16 protein-coding genes are annotated in these 16,311 nt (G+C 66.1%); 4 read left to right on the forward strand and 12 right to left on the reverse strand.

Annotated elements, in window-relative coordinates; all coding sequences use genetic code 11:
- Positions 1-335: 335 nt before the first annotated feature.
- Both EYS21_RS22240 and EYS21_RS22245 read right to left on the reverse strand, forming a co-directional pair.
- Complete coding sequence (locus EYS21_RS22240; protein ID WP_131135422.1) at positions 336-1,451, reverse strand: asparaginase; 1,116 nt, start codon at positions 1,449-1,451, stop codon at positions 336-338.
- Positions 1,452-1,486: 35 nt separating this feature from the next.
- The gene (locus EYS21_RS22245; protein ID WP_131135455.1) at positions 1,487-2,188 is read right to left on the reverse strand and encodes a FadR/GntR family transcriptional regulator; all 702 of its coding nucleotides are present in this window, start codon (positions 2,186-2,188) and stop codon (positions 1,487-1,489) included.
- A 249-nt stretch (positions 2,189-2,437) separates the two neighbouring features.
- Here EYS21_RS22245 and EYS21_RS22250 point away from each other — a divergent pair, with 249 nt between their 5' ends.
- Entirely contained in the window at positions 2,438-2,704 is a 267-nt protein-coding gene (locus EYS21_RS22250; protein ID WP_131135423.1) for a helix-turn-helix transcriptional regulator, read from the forward strand.
- The gene (locus tag EYS21_RS22255; RefSeq protein ID WP_131135424.1) at positions 2,701-3,945 is read left to right on the forward strand and encodes a HipA domain-containing protein; all 1,245 of its coding nucleotides are present in this window, start codon (positions 2,701-2,703) and stop codon (positions 3,943-3,945) included. The genes EYS21_RS22250 and EYS21_RS22255 overlap by 4 nt, the downstream gene beginning before the upstream one ends.
- Before the next feature lie 26 nt (positions 3,946-3,971).
- On the opposite strand, the gene EYS21_RS22260 is transcribed toward EYS21_RS22255, so the two are convergent.
- From EYS21_RS22260 to EYS21_RS22270, 3 genes are all read right to left on the reverse strand, one after another.
- A complete protein-coding gene (locus EYS21_RS22260) occupies positions 3,972-4,589 on the reverse strand; it encodes a uracil-DNA glycosylase (RefSeq protein ID WP_131135425.1) in 618 nt (205 codons plus the stop codon).
- A 144-nt stretch (positions 4,590-4,733) separates the two neighbouring features.
- On the reverse strand, positions 4,734-5,414 hold the full coding sequence (locus EYS21_RS22265) for an HIRAN domain-containing protein (protein ID WP_165478383.1): 681 nt from the start codon (positions 5,412-5,414) through the stop codon (positions 4,734-4,736).
- Between the two features lie 47 nt (positions 5,415-5,461).
- Positions 5,462-6,364, reverse strand: coding sequence for a HipA domain-containing protein (locus EYS21_RS22270; protein WP_131135427.1), 903 nt, complete (start codon positions 6,362-6,364; stop codon positions 5,462-5,464).
- Positions 6,365-6,592: 228 nt separating this feature from the next.
- On the opposite strand from EYS21_RS22270, the gene EYS21_RS22275 reads away from it, so the two are divergent.
- Positions 6,593-7,099 carry a hypothetical protein gene (locus EYS21_RS22275; RefSeq protein WP_131135428.1) on the forward strand — a complete coding sequence of 169 codons (507 nt, stop codon included), beginning with the start codon at positions 6,593-6,595 and terminating at the stop codon, positions 7,097-7,099.
- On the opposite strand, the gene EYS21_RS22280 is transcribed toward EYS21_RS22275, so the two are convergent.
- The 3 genes from EYS21_RS22280 to EYS21_RS22290 form a co-directional block, all read right to left on the reverse strand.
- Positions 7,096-8,559 carry an amidohydrolase family protein gene (locus EYS21_RS22280; RefSeq protein ID WP_131135429.1) on the reverse strand — a complete coding sequence of 488 codons (1,464 nt, stop codon included), beginning with the start codon at positions 8,557-8,559 and terminating at the stop codon, positions 7,096-7,098. The two genes, EYS21_RS22275 and EYS21_RS22280, sit on opposite strands and share 4 nt — an antisense overlap.
- Before the next feature lie 56 nt (positions 8,560-8,615).
- Complete coding sequence (locus EYS21_RS22285; RefSeq protein ID WP_131135430.1) at positions 8,616-9,002, reverse strand: RNA-binding S4 domain-containing protein; 387 nt, start codon at positions 9,000-9,002, stop codon at positions 8,616-8,618.
- An 87-nt stretch (positions 9,003-9,089) separates the two neighbouring features.
- Positions 9,090-10,079: a helix-turn-helix domain-containing protein gene (locus tag EYS21_RS22290; RefSeq protein WP_207307861.1), complete on the reverse strand. Its 990-nt coding sequence runs from the start codon at positions 10,077-10,079 to the stop codon at positions 9,090-9,092.
- Between the two features lie 181 nt (positions 10,080-10,260).
- Here EYS21_RS22290 and EYS21_RS22295 point away from each other — a divergent pair, with 181 nt between their 5' ends.
- Complete coding sequence (locus tag EYS21_RS22295) at positions 10,261-11,844, forward strand: GMC family oxidoreductase N-terminal domain-containing protein (RefSeq protein ID WP_131135432.1); 1,584 nt, start codon at positions 10,261-10,263, stop codon at positions 11,842-11,844.
- Between the two features lie 33 nt (positions 11,845-11,877).
- Here EYS21_RS22295 and EYS21_RS22300 read toward each other — a convergent pair whose 3' ends face one another.
- From EYS21_RS22300 to EYS21_RS22315, 4 genes are all read right to left on the reverse strand, one after another.
- Positions 11,878-12,984, reverse strand: a complete 1,107-nt coding sequence (locus EYS21_RS22300) for a sulfite oxidase (RefSeq protein ID WP_131135433.1) — start codon at positions 12,982-12,984, stop codon at positions 11,878-11,880.
- Positions 12,985-13,157: 173 nt separating this feature from the next.
- Positions 13,158-14,162, reverse strand: a complete 1,005-nt coding sequence (locus EYS21_RS22305) for an aldo/keto reductase family protein (RefSeq protein WP_131135434.1) — start codon at positions 14,160-14,162, stop codon at positions 13,158-13,160.
- Positions 14,163-14,239: 77 nt separating this feature from the next.
- Positions 14,240-15,289: an aldo/keto reductase gene (locus EYS21_RS22310; RefSeq protein ID WP_131135435.1), complete on the reverse strand. Its 1,050-nt coding sequence runs from the start codon at positions 15,287-15,289 to the stop codon at positions 14,240-14,242.
- A gap of 153 nt (positions 15,290-15,442) precedes the next feature.
- Positions 15,443-16,300, reverse strand: coding sequence for a hypothetical protein (locus tag EYS21_RS22315; RefSeq protein WP_131135436.1), 858 nt, complete (start codon positions 16,298-16,300; stop codon positions 15,443-15,445).
- Positions 16,301-16,311: the final 11 nt, after the last annotated feature.

Consider the following 16,311-nt stretch of genomic DNA (forward strand, 5'->3'; position numbering starts at 1 on the left):
TCTGCCGCGGCTTCAGGTTCTTGTGATAGCCCTTGTCCTCCGCATGCAGCGCCGACTCGCTGGCGTGCGCATGGCCGCCATCGATGAGGTGGTCGGGTATGGGGGAATTCGTCATGGGGGTGTCCTTCGGGAGAGCGGTTGGTGGGCCCACGACCGCGGGGATCCCTGGCCGAGCTTGCGGGGCCAGGGGCGGTTGGGGATTACTTGCTGAGGTTGGCGCAGCCCGGATGGATGTTCAGGGCGATGCCAGGCCGATGGATTTGTTCCACCATGATCCGGAGATGTTCGGAAGTGGTGGTGGCAGGTCGTGCTCGGACCGGGTCCGCGGTACGGCATCAGGGGCGGTCAGGCCGGTGGTCACCGGCTTCCCGCAGGATTTCGTTGGGTGTGGACAGGAAGTCTGTGGGTTGGAGCAGGCCGACTTTGTGGCCGCCGCCCAGAACGGGGGCGGTGCCGATGCCGGCCAGCGGCGCGGTGTCGAGGCCGAGCGCCTCAAGCAAGCGGACGGTAGCGGGCATCCGGGCGCGGTCCCCGCCGTCGGAAATCTTGACGGCTACGGCGCGGCCGTCAGGGAGGCCCAAGAGCTGCACACCCTCAAAGCCGTCCTTCGCCACGGCTCCGGGGAGGAGCCGCATCAGGTCGGTGACGTCCCGGCGTTCGCCGGCCACCATGTCAGGGTGCTGCCGCATGGCCAGTCCGACGGCGGCTTCCGCGGCCGGAGGGACGGTGCCGGCGTCGTCGGAGGTGCTTCCGGCGGCGTTCCCGGCGGCGAAGGCTATCCGGCCGAAGGCGCGGGCCATGCCGCGCAGGGTGTGGGCGAAGAGGGGTGTTCCGCAGCCGTCCGTGCTGCGGGCACAGGCTTCCTCACCCGTCAGCTCGGTGATGGTGGCGGCAACGAGCTGCTGCAGCGGGTGTGACGGGTCGAGGTAACCCTTGACCGGCCAGCCGTTGATGACGCACGTGGCAGCCATGGCGGCGTGCTTGCCGGAACAGTTCTGGGTCACCTGGGTGGCATGGAAACCGGAGCGCAGCCAGTCCTCGCGCTCGGCGGTGCCGTAGGGGAGATCGGTGCTGTTTTCGAGATCGGCGGCAGTGAGGCCGTGCATGGCGAGGATGCGCTCGGTGCCGCCGCGGTGTTTGGCTCCGCCGGAGTGGCTTGCGGCGGTCAGTGCCAGCAGATCGGCGGGAAGGTTCAGGCCGGCGCGGACCATGGCCACGGCCTGCAGGGGCTTGAGTGAAGAGCGCGGGTAGAACGGAGCCAGCGGATCGCCGGCCGTTGCCAGGGTTGAGCCGTCCGGTGCCGTCGCGATGGCAGAACCGTAATGGACGCTTTCCACCAGTCCGTCGCGGGTGGCGACCACCAGGGGTGCGTGCTGCGGAAGTGCGCCGGCTACGGTTGCGGCGGTGCCGGGGGCACCCGTCTGGGCAGCGGGCATGGCAGGGGCTGGCATGAAGTCCTTGGAGTGTCGGGTACTTGTTGGTGCGGTTACTTGTTGAGGATGGAATCGAGGGCGACGCCGACGGCTCGCAGGTGCTCCGCCATGGCGTTGCTCGCGGCGTCAGCGGAACCGGCTTCGATGGCGGCGAGGATCTGCTGGTGCTCGATGTCCGACGCGTGCTGGCGGTCCGCCACCATGTTCAGGGTTTCCGACTGGAACGCCAGCGCGCCCCGGATATCCGCGACCACGCTGGCGAACACTTTGTTGCCGCTGGCGCGGGCAATGGCGGCGTGGAAGCTCGAGTCCAGGGCCACCCAGGATTCGGGGTCCGTTTCCGTGGTCATGGCGGCGACGATGTGGCGCAGGGTCTCCAGTTCCTCGTCGGTCCGGCGCTCCGCGGCCAATCCTGCTGCGGGGACCTCGATGTGGGGACGCGCCTCCGTGAGGTCGCGGGCTGAGTACTGGCCCAGTGTGAGGTCGTTGGCTACCTTGTCGGCCACCACGAACGTGCCCTTGCCGGTCTTGGTGACGGTCAGGCCCAGGGCGGTGCAGGAGCGCAGGGCTTCGCGGATGACAGAGCGGCTTACGCCGTACTGCTGGGAGAGCATGGCCTCGGAGCTGAGTTTGCCGCCGACGGGGACCTGCCCGGATTCGATGTCGGTCCGGATGGCGTTGAACACTGCTTCGGCAGCGCTGAGCCGGGCGAGAGGCTGGGGCATGCGCTGGGTGGCGCTTGGGCCTTGGGCCATTGGCTCCGCTGCGGACTCGGCAGGCTGTCCTGCTGTCCGGCTGTCTGACAGGTTCACGCTTAAAATATGGCACGGGTCACAGGCGGTGTCAACCACTGGTTGCTGTCGTGGACCCGGAGTGAGATGCGGCCACCGGTGTGCTGCTGGCAATCGGCACGTTCGTTCCGTTCTGACCCTTCCTGTGAATGATGAAGCGGCGTAAGCTCATGAGTGCGGAAGAATCGGCACGAACGTACCTATGGGAGCGTCATGACCCAAAGCATCAGCGACCGCCTGGCGACCGAGGTGCGCACACGCAGGTCCGCGCTGCGCCTCACCCAGCAGGACCTGGCGGACATGGCCGGCGTTTCGGAACGCTTCGTCAGGTTCGTTGAGCGGGGCAAACCGAGCGTCCAGCTGGACTCGCTGACCGCGCTGCTGGAAACACTGGGACTGGAGCTGCAGCTGGCCACCAGAACCAGCCATGCTGCGCGCGCACTCAGCGGCATCGCAAGCGAACACGAACCAGCGCCATGAAACACCGCATCGCCGACATCTACAAAGCCGGCGTCCTGGCCGCGCGCCTTGAACGGCACGACGGCGGCACCCGATTCAGCTACCTCCCGGCGTACCTTGCTGCCGGGGGACCCGCCGTCGCAAGTTCCCTGCCGTTCACCGGCGGACCGGTCCTCTCGGCAGCGGGCGCGGCGCCGCCCTATTTCACCGGGCTGCTGCCGGAAGGCCGCCGGCTCAACGCGCTGCGCCGTTCCATCAAAACAAGCGCCGACGACGACCTGTCCCTGCTCATCGCGGCCGGCGGCAATCCGGTGGGCGACGTGCAGATTGTGGGCCATGGCGAACCGCTGGACCCGGACGAGCACGCCGTCCAGCTGGATCCCAAGCTGCCGGTGGATTTCGACCAGCTCCTGGGGGACCCGGACCTGATCGACCCCGTGGCACTGGCAGGGGTACAGGACAAGCTGTCAGCCGGCATGATCTCGCTGCCTGTGGCCAGCGCAGGGAGGCGGTTCATCCTCAAACTCAATGCCCCCGAATTTCCGCATGTGGTGGAAAACGAGCTGGTGATGTTCCGGTACGCCGCCAAATTGCGGATCCCGCTGAGCCGGGTCCAGCTGATCCGGGATGTGGCGGGCCGGCCGGGCCTTCTCGTCGAGCGCTTCGACCGGGTGCCCGTCCCGGCCGCAGGCCCGGACGATGTAGGGCGCCTGGCTGTGGAGGACGGGGCGCAGGTGCTCAGGCTCTACCCGGCGGACAAGTACAACGTGGGCTACGGGCAGGTGTGCCATGCACTGGCGGATTACTGTTCGGCGCCCTTGCCGGCACTCAGGAACCTGGCCATCCAGGGGGCGTTTGCGTGGCTGAGCGGCAACGGCGACCTGCACGCCAAGAATGTCTCCATGGTCCAGCAGCCGCACGGGGAATGGACCATCGCCCCGGTCTACGACATCCCCTCCACAGTGGTCTACGGCGACAAAACCCTGGCGCTGACGCTGGCGGGAAAGCGCAGCGGAATTTCGCGCCGGCACTTCCTGGGCTGGGCGCAGGAGCTGGGACTCACCGACCGCACGGCTGCCCAGGTGGTGGAGCTGGCCCTGAAGGCGTCCGGTCCGCTGATCAATGACCTGGAAGCGGGCGCCGCCTTTGCGGGCGTGGCAGGTTCCGGAAGGAGCGACGACGGCGGCTCACCGTTTCCGGAGATGGTCACCCGGGCATGGGTCAAGGAGCTGAAGCACCGGAGGAGGCTGCTGGAAGGCTGACCCCGCGGGCTGCCAGGCCGGGGAGGCTAGAGGTGCTGGATACCTGCGCGCTGCATGGCGTCTTTGTAGACTTCGACGCTCTTTGCGAGCAGTTCTTCCTGCTTGGCTTCAGAAACAGCAAAGGCCCGCCCGCCGAGCGCGCTGGCCTTGTAGATTTTGATGCCGCTGTTCTTCAGGGAGGAATGGTAGGTCTTCTCGAAGAGGGTAAGGAACGTTGAAGCGTCGGTGCCGTGGGCGATGATGGCCGAAACGCGGGAATTGATCTTCAGGAACTGGCGGAAGGGGCGCAGGCCGTCGGTCTTTTCCTGGACGTTGAGCGCGGTGGGGAGATCGGGGTCGCGGACCCACGGGTACGCGTTCCATGGCATCACGTAACGGGGATCGAGTTCGGCGAGTTCGTAGATCTGGGTGGCGCGGCGGGCGGCTTCGTCGTCGTTGTTATGGGAGACGAACCCGGATTCGGTGCCCTTGCCGGGACTGACCTGGAGGCTGACGATCCGGCATTCATCCTCGTCGTGCACGGGATCGATGTACGGGACGACAGACCCTGGCTTCTTTTCCATCAGTTCGTCACAGAGCTGCGTTACCGCCGCGATGTTTGGTTCCTGTAGCAGGGCCTTTTTTTCGTCCCAGTCAATCGTCACGATCTCTCCCTCAGCAGCACGGCGTCCAGAATCAGGCGTCTTAGGCCACTCTACGCTTTTGGAGGTGGGGCTGCGCAGTGCAGGGGCAAGATGGCTTATCGAGATCGGACCCAGTACCGGCCGGTTCGGTTATGGCTTCGGAGACTAGCCTGGCTGGATTTCGGCAGGTGCCCACGTGAGGCGGATGAGGACTCGCAGGTGAAGGCCATCCGAGCGCCGGTTTATGTGGGCCACATGCGCTTGGAACTTACCGTAGACCCCCTGCAGCGCAACATAGTCCAATACAGGCGCCGGGACGAATCCAATCTTGTGGCCCCCAGCCGTCCATATCCCCTGAGCCCGAGGGTCGGCGGCATTGGCCGGCTCGGCTACGACACCTACAGGTTCGCCGACGTCCAGGTCTCGGTCGACATATGCCCGGGCCTCGTCAGTCATGTACCGCAGCCCGTGGGTCGGTACTAGGAAGGTTAGCGATCCGGTTACGCGATCAATATCCGGTTCGGCGAACATTTCGTATGTGTCTGCAACACGCTTCCCAAACGAACGGCGCAGTATTTCAAACGGAGCTGCATTTTCAGGGAGGTTCAGCTTGTCCAGCCACTCCTTTCGATCAGGCCGTTTGCTGCTCATTACACGCCCAGCGAAAAAGGGGAAGAGGACCTTCGATGTGTAGACCTTGGTCACGTCGGAGAAGCCGGGAATCGGGCGGAAGTTCGCATTGTTTGAGACTTCTGGGAGGTATTTGAACTCGTATCCTCCGTTTGGGTATGCATACGCGCGGCCCAACAGTACGTACGTCCGAGTGTCTGGGTTCTGCCATGCCACGAGGAGAGCGGTCGGCTCCGAGAACGAAGCCCAGAGAGACTGGCGATCTAGTAGTTGAGACACCGCAGCAACCTTTCCCGATTGATCTGGACCGTGTTGATAGCGAGGCTACATGCCGATGCTGACATTCTAGCGTCCGTGATGATGTTGGCTGCCGTCTCTAGATTTAGGCTGGCCAACTGATCAGTCCAGTGAGTAATCGCCCTTGAACTGCACGTTGCCAAAAACGCCGCAGCGAAGTCCACCAGGCTTGTCTTTGAACCGCCTTCAAATCGGTGAGCTCTGGCCTTGCACAGGAACGTGGATATTTTTGTTTCATCCGCAACGAGCGTCTCAAGCTTGGTGCCTCGAGTAGTGACGCCCAATGAAGTTGCATGATCATAGGACGGGGCAAGATGCATCTTGCCCTTCGGTGTTATTTCTATGGCCCAGTTTTCACTGTGTCGATCGGTGTTTCCAATGAGTGCGTCGAAAAGCAAGTAGCCGCCAAAGCAATCAAGGGCATTCAAGCCTGATCCGACCATCAAGATAGGCGGCTCGATCTGTTTCAGGATGTCCGTTATCCATTCCACGTTGTGGCCGCGTGATCTTCGATCTCGAGGATCAAAATCCTCAACGTACTCGGTGAGGAAGAGTGAAGCGTGCTCTAGTTGGTTCTTTTCGTCGGCGACGACGTTTTTCGAGATGCAGCCTTCAGCCTCGCCATGCATCGCAAGGCGGATATGCGCGGCTGGCACACCCAGTTGCTCAGCCAAGAGACTGGCAACGAGCTCTGATCGATCCTCGTACTCACTCCGGTCAGATCGGTTGGGTTTGAAGATCCAGCGTTTGTCGGATTGCGAGGGATCACGGAACCACGATTTTTCGTTTTCTCCCGAAGGCTCATCCTGGTCAGGTGTCCAGCTCTTGAGGTCGAGCCGCCGGAACGGATCGTCAGATGAGGGATCCATTGTGGAAGACTCCCCTCGCTCTGGGTCCGAACCCGTTGTTTGTGATCACGACTACCGTTCCTCAAAACAAGTCCGCCCAGAATCCTATGGGCTACTCCTGTATCGGCCATGTATTTGCTTTGCATTGTATGGGGGAGGGGAGACCCTGCAGTCGCCGGACCGCGATTGGGCTAGGGCGGCGCCGAGGCAACATCCGATCACCCGGACCGGCGCCGGGCCGGTAACGTCATCATGATGAACAGGAAAACGCTCAAGTCCGACGGCTTTGCCGGTTTCCGGGCCTTCGACATCCTTGAGATCATCCGGGTTCCGCAGGGCACCGGGGTGTTCGCCATTCTCCGGCCGAATGAGTTCGAGCCGCACTTCCTGAAGATCAGCACCGCCGGGACCTTCAAGAAAAAGAATCCCACCCTGCCGGCGGACGCCATATGGGCTGAATGGGTGGACGGCGCGGACATTCTCTACATCGGCAAGGCCGGGCCCGGCAGCAAGGGCAACCGCGGCCTCAGAATTCAGATCAAGGAGGTCCTGAACTTCGGGAGGGGCCTGCCGCCAGGCCATTGGGACAGCCGGCTGATCTGGCAACTGACCCACACGGACGAACTGATTCTGGCGTGGAAAGAGCTCCCTGCCGAGGAAGTGAGCCTAGCTGAGGCCGCGTACCACGCTGCCTTCGTCGCGGACCACGGCAAGCTGCCGTTCGCGAACCTCGTACAGGCCAAAGTGCGGAACTAAGCCAGGCCACCGTCGTACGTGAAGCGGCCGGCCACCAGCGTTGCCGCAACCGGCATGGCGGCGAACACCGCATCCGGAACGGCCAACGGGTCGGCATCGAGCACCACCAGGTCCGCCGGATCCCCCACCCGGATACTGCTCCGGCCCCGTGCCGAAGAGGCCAGCGCCTGCCCCCGGCTGATGCATTCCTCTGGATGCCAGGGCCCTCTGCCGTCCTCCCGGGACCTGGTGGTGGCCGCCGACATCGCAGCCCACGGATCCAGCGGCGCCACCGGTGCGTCCGAACCCAGCGCCAAGGTGGCACCGGCGTCCAACAGTGACCTCAGCGGAAATGCCCGGTGAGTGCGGCCGCTCCAGTTGGACTCCGCGGCGTCGCGGTCGTCCAAGGCATGGACCGGCTGCACGCTGGCGGTGATGCCCAGTGGACCAAAGCGGCCGAAGTCCCCTGTCCGGACAAACTGGGCGTGTTCAATCCGGCCGCTGATCCCGGCACGTGCAAACGCGTCCAGCGCTACGTGGTTGGCGGCGTCGCCAATGGCGTGGACTGCCGGGACAAATCCCGCGGCCTTCGCCTGTTCAAGCAGCGCCAGCAGCTCGCCTTCGCTTACGGTCAGCAGCCCATGGCTGCCGTCGGGGTACGGATCCGAACAAAACGCCGTCCGGGTGTTCAGCGAACCGTCAATGAGCACCTTCAGCGGGCCGACGCGCAGAAGCCCCTTGCCGCCGTCGAGCTCCAAGCCCGTGCTCATTCCCTCGTGGCGTGCCCGTTCCAGGTCCCCGGGGTAGACGCCGGAGTCCACCCGGAGGGCATCGAAGCCACCGTCGATGCGCCGCAGCCAGACGTCACGGTTCCAGGTCATCTCGAAATCAACGATGCCCACGATGCCCCGTGCGGCGGCCGCCTGGGCGACAGCGCGGACCCAGCCGTCCACCACGGAGTCCGGCAGCTTGCCCAGCTCACGGGTCAGGGCGAAAGCAGGTTCCTCCCGGAGCAGGCCGCTGGCGCCAACCTCCACCCCGTACCGCCGGGCCGCCGCGCTGTTCACCCACACGCAATGAAGATCGTGGCTGATCAGGGCGGTGGGCTGGTTGCCGGTGGCGGCGTCGAGTATTTCCAGGGTGGGGGCGTCCGGCCACAGGGCGTCGCGGAAGCCAACGCCCACGGACGTGACCGAGGGATCGGCGTTGTGAACATGATGTCCGACGGCGGCAGCAGCCTCGCGCGCGGTGCCCGCGGCGGACAGGTCCAGCCTGTTTGAATGCAGTGCCCACTGGGTCATGTGGACGTGTTCGTCCCAAAGCCCTGGAATGACGTAGCGTCCGTCCAGGCTGATGACTCTGGCGTTATCCGGGATTCCGCCGCCGGCGCTGATCCGCGCCACGACGCCATCAACAATGTGCAGGTCCGAGACGGCAACCTCGCCGGGCTGCCGGACGGATGCCAGGATGATGTTATTCACGGTTCCAATTCTGATAGTTCAGGCGTGCGAACAGCGCACCGGCTTCCCCGGACGGCCTAAAGTGCGGGTCCGCGGAGCCGCTCCGTCTCGCGGCGGTCCTTCTTGGTGGGACGCCCGGTACCGCGGTCGCGCTGCGGGAGGCCCAAAGCAGGTGCAATAGGACGCGGCGGAGTGTGATCGGTAAAGCAATGGGAGGCAGGCTCCGCGCCGACACGTTTGGCGATCAGGCGCCGGACCTCAAGGATCCGTTCGTAGCCGGACATCCGGACGGTGACCGTGTCACCTGTGACCAGGGTGGCAGAGGCCTTGGCCGGGCTGCCGTTCAGCCGGACGTGGCCTGCACGGCACGCGGCAGTGGCCGCGGAACGTGTCTTGTAGGCGCGGATCGCCCACAGCCACGCATCAATGCGGACGCTGGCGGGGGAGGACGGAAGGATGCTCATGGCTGGCACCGAGTATACGGCGTGCGTATTGGCCACGATGCGTCAACGCCCTGCGCGGCTGCGCCCTCTGGCAGGCCCGCGCAGCTGCTACGCGGAAACCCCGGCGGGGCTGAACGAATAGCGGTACTCCGCAGGGGCCTGCCCAAACGCCGACTTGAACGCCCTCGAAAAACTGGACGCGTCCGTGAAGCCCCAATGCATTCCGACGGCGGACACCGGGCGGTCCCGCAGCTGTGGGTTCTGCAGGTCAAGCCTGCACTTCTCCAGCCGTTTGCGCCGGATCCAGGCGCTCGCCGTCTCCCCGTGCTCCTCGAAAAGTTTCTGCAGGTACCGCACGGAAACGTGGTGGGCCGCGGCCACTTCCGTCACCGTCAGGTCGGGGTCGCCCAGGTGTGATGAGATGTACGCCTGCACGCGGGCCAGCAGCACCAGGCGCTGCGAGTTCAATGGTGAGCCGGGGTCGATCCGTTCAGCGAACACCGCCGACACCAGGCTCAGCAGTGCATCAGAGACGGTAGCTGCGCCCGGCACCTGCCCGTCGTGCAGCTGCTGGCCCATGGCGCCGAGCAGGGTGGATGTCAGCGATCCCAGGCCCTGCCGCCCCGAAACACGGGACGCCGTCAGCGAGGCGATGTCTCGGCGGCTCAGCTGCAGTGCCTCGGGCGGGAACATCACCACGAGCATCCGGAAGCTGTCGTCGAAGTAGAGGTCGTAGGGCCGGCTGGTGTCGTAAATGGCGAAGTCGCCCGGGGTGAGCGCCGCTTCCCGGCCGTCCTGCGCCACCACGGAGTAGCCGCGCAGCTGCAGCCCGAGCTTGATCAGGCCGGGATCGTTGTCCGCGATCTCACGGGACGTCCGCCGCACCTGGCTGGCCGATCCGGAGACTTCGCTGACGTGGGTGGTGCCCATGCCCTGGCAGATCAGCGAGCCGTTGAAGGTGCCCGGCTCAGGGCTCGCGACAGAGAGCGGCACAAACGCCGCGTTCACCGCGTCCTTCCAGGCATCGAACCGCTCAGTTCTCGCCAGCAGGGACGCATCAAAGACCTCGCGCCGTGGCGAGAGGACAAGTTCAGACACCGCGATCCTCCTTGATGGGCTCATTCCAGTGTGGCACAGCGCCCCTGCCCCGCGTGATCCGCATCACCATCCTGCGCATCGCGCACAGCGCCGTGCGCATCCGGCCAACGCGGAGCGGCGCCCGGCGGAGCAGAGTTCTAGGCATACCGCTTGCCCCCACGCCGCGTTCAAGGAGGAACCCATGGCTACCATCAATTCATCCACCACCGTGTCCAGCGATTACATCGTCATCGGAGCAGGCTCGTCCGGAAGTGTCGTTGCCCGCCGCCTGCTCGACGCCGGCTATTCCGTCCACGTCCTGGAGGCAGGTTCGGCCGACACCGATCCGAACATCCACAGCCCACAGGGCTGGCCGCTGCTGCTGACCGGCGCCAACGACTGGGCCGTCATGACCACCCCGCAGAAGCACGCCAACAACCGCGTCCTGTACTGGCCGCGCGGAAAGGTCCTTGGCGGCAGCAGCTCCCTCAACGGCATGATCTACATCCGCGGCCACCGCAGCGACTACGACGCCTGGGCAGCCAACGGCGCAACGGGCTGGTCCTGGGACGAGGTGTTGCCGCTGTTCAAACGTTCCGAGGACCACGTGGACGGCGCCAGCGAGTTCCACGGCCAGGGCGGTCCCCTTCACGTGGAGCGCATTGAGAACCGCCACCCGGCCGCGCAGGCCTTCGTGGATGCGGCCAAGGCACTGGGCCACCAGGAAACGGATGATTTCAACGGCAGCCGGATGGCCGGCGTCGGCTTCAACCACACCACCACCCGGGACGGGAAACGTGCCAGCGCGTGGCAGAGCTTTATGGCGCCGGTGCAGCGCCACCCGCGGCTGACGGTCACCACCGGCGCCCTGGTCACCAGGATCGTGGTGGAGGGTGGCCGTGCCGTCGCCGTCGAATATCAGTCCGACGGCGGTGCCCGCCGCGCATCTGCCGACGCCGAGATCATCGTCTCGGCCGGGGCCATCGGGTCGCCGAAGATTCTCCTGCTCTCCGGCATCGGACCCCAGGACCAGCTGCAGCAGCTCGGCATCGTCCCCGTGGCCGACCTCCCCGGCGTCGGCGAAAACCTGCACGACCACCTCCTGGCCGGCAACATCTACGAAGCCAGGCGGCCGCTCGCGGCAGGCCGGCACAACCTGCTCGAAAGCCAGCTTTACGCGTACAGCAACCAGACCGACGAGGAAGCCCCGGACCTCCAGCCGCTGTTCCTGCATCTTCCCTACCCGACCGACGGCGGCGCGGCCCCGGAACACGGCTACACCATCGCGCCGGGGATCGTCCGTCCCCGCTCCCGCGGCTCGTTGCGGCTCGCCTCGGCCGACCCGTCGGCGGCGCCGCTGGTTGACCCCAATATCCTCGCCGACGACTACGACGTCGAAGCCCTGGTGGACGCGGTGGAACTCTGCCGCGGGATCGGGCAGCAGGACACCTTCGCGCCGTTCCGGAAATCCGAGTTCACGCCGTCGGGCGTCACCGGCCGCGACAGCCTGCGCGAGTTCGTCCGGCAGGCGGCCGGGACCTACCACCACCAGGTCGGCACCTGCAAGATGGGCATTGACGACTTGTCCGTGGTGGACCCGCAGCTGCGGGTCCACGGCATTCAGGGCCTGCGCGTGGCGGACGCGTCCATCATCCCGTCAGTACCCAGCGGCAACACCAACGCCCCGGCGATCATGATCGCCGAGAAGGCGGCCGAACTGATTCTCGCCGCCGCAGTCCCAGACTCACGCTCCCGGTCAGTGCTCCTGTCCGCGTCAGCGTCCTGACGGACCTGTTCGGCCGTCCCGGTTTGCCGGCGCCTATTCGACGGTGACGCGGACCCGCTGCACCATGTTGTTGCCCATCCCCTGGTAATTCCAGTTCTGCTCCAGGGGCTGGGCAGCGCCGGTGGCGTCCGTGGCGCGGCAGGCCAGCTCATGCTCGCCCGGATCGGCCACCCACGGCAGTGTCCATTTGCACCAGGCGAACGGTCCGGCAGGCTTTTCCAGCTGGGCCGCCACCCACTCGCCGTCGATCCCCACCTCCACGCCGGTCACCCCGCCGTGGCCGGACCAGGCCCTGCCCTGGAGCATCACCGGCCCGGTTTGCAGCACCCGGTTGCGCGTGAAGAAGTCCGGAATGCCCGGCGGAACCATCAGCGAACGGACCCTGATCCGCGAAACCGGGGTGCCGGCGTCGTCCGCGCTGTCCTGGTACCGGTAGGCATGCTGCTGCTGGAACCCTGTGAACGGGTGCGTCACCACGTCGATGGACTCCAGCCACTTGACGCTGGTCATGCCGTACCAGCCCGGCACCACCAGGCGGACGGGGTAGCCGTGCTGCGGTGGCAGCTCGCTGCCGTTCATCCGGTAGGCCAGCACGACGTCGGGCCGCATCGCCTCGCGGATGGGCAGGCTCCGCGCATAGCGATGCCGGATGCCGCCCTGGATTCCAGCGTCGGCGCCCGTGAAGACCACCTCGGCGGCTTCGGGCAGGACGCCGGACTTCGCGAGGAGGTAGGCCAGCGGCACTCCGGTCCATTCCGCCGTCCCCACCCCTTCCTGGATCCAGGGCTGGCTCAGCGGCCGCGGTTTGAGCAGGGACCGGCCATTGCCCGCACATTCAAGGGTGACGGGGATGGTGATGGCCGGGTCCTTCCTGAGCGCTGCCAGGCTCAGCTCCAGCGACCGCTCCACGGCCCCCTTGACCTGCAGGCGCCAGGACGACGCGTCAATGTCCGGGATGTCGAAGTGCGTGAGGACGTAGTGGAGCCCGGGCGGCGTGATGTCCCGGCGCAGCGCCTCCAGCGGCATGGCATGGTTCCGGGCAGCCAGCTGCAGCTCCTCCGGGGTCAAGGGCCCCGACGTGGGAACACCTGCGGGCGGGGCGGTGCGGGCTGACTGGCGTTGCCTGTAAATCTGCTTCATGGCGGCTGCGATTCTGCTCGATGACGCTGGAGGGTCTTCCTCCTGACAGGTTTACGCCGCGGTGCACGCCCCCGTCAACGGCGCGAACGTACAGTTGAGGCCCCGTTTTCCGTCGAAAACAGGGCCTCAACTGTACGCTCGCGCTTGATGGGTGGAATTGGTGTGCGGCGCTCCTAGGCTTCGCGGGCGGCGGGCGACTTGGTCTGCGCCGGATCGCGCTCGGCGAGGGAACCGATCGCGTCGTCGATCTTCTTCAGGACCTGCGGTTCCAGGACCACACCGGCGGCGGCTACGCTGTCCGCGATCTGCCCGGGGCGTGACGCGCCCACGATGGCCGAGGCCACGTTCGGGTTCTGCAGGACCCAGGCCACGGCGAGCTGCGGCATGGTGAGCCCAGCTTCCGCGGCGATCGGCTTGAGGTCCTGGACACCGGCGAGCACGTCGTCGCGCATCCAGCGCTGGATCATCTTGGCGCCGCCCTTGTCATCCGTGGCGCGGCTGCCCTCGGGCGCTGGCTGGCCGGGCAGGTACTTTCCGCTGAGCACGCCCTGTGCCATGGGGGACCAGACGATCTGGGACACGCCCAGCTCCTCCGACGCCGGCACAACCTCGGCCTCGATGACGCGCCACAGCATGGAGTACTGCGGCTGGTTGGAGATCAGCTGGAAGCCCAGTTCCTTGGACAGGGCGTGGCCTTCGCGCAGCTGCTCCGCGGTCCACTCGCTGACGCCGATGTACAGCGCCTTGCCCTGCCGGACAATGTCCGCGAACGCCTGCATGGTCTCCTCCAGCGGCGTCTCGAAGTCGTACCGGTGGGCCTGGTAGAGGTCCACATAGTCCGTCTGCAGCCTGCGGAGTGAGCCGTTGATCGAGTCCATGATGTGCTTGCGGGACAGGCCCAGATCGTTTTTGCCCTTGGGCCCGGTGGGGCCGTAGACCTTGGTGAAGATCTCCAGGGACTCGCGGCGCTCACCCTTCAGCGCTTCACCGAGGACTGTCTCGGCGGCCGTGTTGGCGTAGACGTCCGCCGTGTCGAAGGTGCTGATGCCGGCGTCGAGCGCGGCCCGCACGCACTGGGTGGCGACGTCGTTCTCCACCTGCGAGCCGTGCGTCAGCCAGTTGCCGAACGTGATTTCCGAGACTTTGAAGCCACTGTTTCCGAGGTATCTGAATTCCATGGTTTTCACGCTAGCGGAGATGCCGGCTCACGGTAAGGGCTTTCCGAAACCACGACGGCGGCAGCGGGCTCCTGCGCTCAGCGCCGGCGGAGCTCTGCGTACTCCAGGGACGGGACGATCGCCCCGGCATCGCGTTCCACGAAGTTGGTCCCGGGCGGCACGAGTTCGTCGATCGCATCCAGCACGGTTTCGCCCAGGAGCGTGTCCGCCGCCTTGACGTAGGCGTTCAGGTGTTCCTCGGTGCGCGGGCCAACGATCACGCTGCTGATGGATGGGTGGTTCAACGCGAACCCCACTGCGAGGTCCACCAGGGAGATCTCCAGCTTGTCCGCGAGCCGGGCGAGGGAATCCGACGCCAGCAGCTTCCGCTCGCTGGCAGGCCCGGAAATGTCGTACCGGCCCGGCAGGGAGTGCACGCGTACAGGCGGTTTCCCGGCGTCCAGGACGAAGTCACCGGAGAGCCAGCCGCCGGCCAGGGGCCCGTAGGCAAGCACGCCGAGCCCGTACTGCTGGGAGATGGGCAGGACGTCGCGTTCATTGGCGCGCACCAGCATGGAATAGGGGACCTGGTTGCCAACGGGCGGGATCAGGTGGTTGGTGGTGGCAAGCCACTGCGCCTCCACGAGCTGCGCTGGGGTGAACACCGAGGTGCCGTAGTAGAGGATCTTGCCCTGCCGGATGAGGTCGTTCAGGGCGGTGATGGTCTCAAGCACGTCGGTGTTGTAGTCCGGACGGTGCGCCTGGTACAGGTCGATCCGGTCCGTCTGCAGCCGCCGGAGGCTGCCCTCCACCGCCTGCATGATCCAGCGCCGGGAGTTTCCCGAGTGGGCCGGGTTGGCGCTCATCTGGCCGTGGAACTTGGTGGCCAGGAAGACGTCGTCGCGGCGGCCGCGCAGCGCACGGCCCACCACCTGCTCGGACTCACCCTGCGAATAGACGTCGGCAGTGTCCACCGCGGTGATGCCGGAATCAAGGGCGGCCTGGATGATGCGGATGCTTTCGTCCGCTCCGGTGGGGGCTCCGCTGGATGCGCCGCCAGTTCCTTCGCCAAAGTTCATGGTGCCCAGCGTGAGTGGGCTGATGGGCGTGCCGGACCGCCCGAACACACGAAGTTCGCTGAGGCTCATCCCCGGCTCCTCACAAATCGATTTCCCACGCGGATTGCTGTGGATCGTCACGACGCTACACAAATTCGGCGATGCCCTGCAGGAAAGCGCCACAGTGCTTCGCTTTTCGTAGTACGGGGTAACGCAGCGGCCGGTGATGACGGTTTGTGAAGGTCAGCGCCGGTCGGCGGGCAGTTTGCCTTTGAGGACTTTGGCGTGTCCGGAGAGGGACACCAGTGAGCCTGTGTCCAGCGGGGACAGGGGGGCCGGAGCGGAGGGTTTCTTGAAGGACCGCGGTACGTCCCGCACCGGGTGGTCCTCGTGCAGCGCCGACTCAACCAGCGGGGCGACTGCCACCACCTTCTCCGCGGGCACGCCGGGATCGGGCAGGTCCCGCACGGAGATCCTGATCTCCGGTGCGGCGGCCCGTGCACGCGCCACGGCCCGGGCATCGGCTTCCGCCACGGCGGCGGCCCAGCCTTCAGCCAGCACGGGTGGTTCACGGCGTGCCGCCGTGAGCAGGGGGTGGTGCTCGACGGCGCACCGGAACCGCGGCTTGAATTCAGACGGTTTCAGCGCGTCGCGGCCGTCGCGCAGGGCCTTGCGCCAGTCGCGCGGTGCCGTCAGGCTGGCGACGGCGGCGCTGCCGTGGGCGCGAACAGTGGTCAGGGCGGCGCCGGTTTTGGTCTGCACGTTTGCACGCGCGGCAGCGGCTCTCGCGCGGAGCACCCCGGCGCGCTGTATCGCGGGAGAGGGGGCGACAGCGCCGTCGTCGGGCCCTGCCGGAGCGGTGCCGGCGGCCGGAGCCGATGAGGCACCCGCGGGGTGGCCGGTCAGGCGGACCAGGGGAAGGGTTTCCTGCCGGTGAAGCCTGCCGAACACGGCCATGACTGTCAGGGCGACCAGGCGGCCGACGCCGGCCAGGACCAGCGTTGCGACCACCAGCAGGAACAGGCCAAAAAACATCAGGAACGCCAGGCCGAGGGTTCCGAAAAAGGTCAGGTTAAGAGCGATGGTCGTTGAATCTCCCACGTCACCTCTCC

It is taken from the genome of Arthrobacter sp. S39 (assembly GCF_004320525.1).
In the GTDB taxonomy this organism is placed as follows: domain Bacteria; phylum Actinomycetota; class Actinomycetes; order Actinomycetales; family Micrococcaceae; genus Arthrobacter.

Bases quoted from the DNA above. Each gene is read 5' to 3' on its own strand.
- EYS21_RS22240 (WP_131135422.1), bottom strand. From the start codon at position 1,451: ATGCCAGCCCCTGCCATGCCCGCTGCCCAGACGGGTGCCCCCGGCACC.
- EYS21_RS22245 (WP_131135455.1), bottom strand. From the start codon at position 2,188: ATGGCCCAAGGCCCAAGCGCCACCCAGCGCATGCCCCAGCCTCTCGCC.
- EYS21_RS22250 (WP_131135423.1), top strand. From the start codon at position 2,438: ATGACCCAAAGCATCAGCGACCGCCTGGCGACCGAGGTGCGCACACGC.
- EYS21_RS22255 (WP_131135424.1), top strand. From the start codon at position 2,701: ATGAAACACCGCATCGCCGACATCTACAAAGCCGGCGTCCTGGCCGCG.
- EYS21_RS22270 (WP_131135427.1), bottom strand. From the start codon at position 6,364: ATGGATCCCTCATCTGACGATCCGTTCCGGCGGCTCGACCTCAAGAGC.
- EYS21_RS22285 (WP_131135430.1), bottom strand. From the start codon at position 9,002: ATGAGCATCCTTCCGTCCTCCCCCGCCAGCGTCCGCATTGATGCGTGG.
- EYS21_RS22295 (WP_131135432.1), top strand. From the start codon at position 10,261: ATGGCTACCATCAATTCATCCACCACCGTGTCCAGCGATTACATCGTC.
- EYS21_RS22300 (WP_131135433.1), bottom strand. From the start codon at position 12,984: ATGAAGCAGATTTACAGGCAACGCCAGTCAGCCCGCACCGCCCCGCCC.
- EYS21_RS22305 (WP_131135434.1), bottom strand. From the start codon at position 14,162: ATGGAATTCAGATACCTCGGAAACAGTGGCTTCAAAGTCTCGGAAATC.
- EYS21_RS22310 (WP_131135435.1), bottom strand. From the start codon at position 15,289: ATGAGCCTCAGCGAACTTCGTGTGTTCGGGCGGTCCGGCACGCCCATC.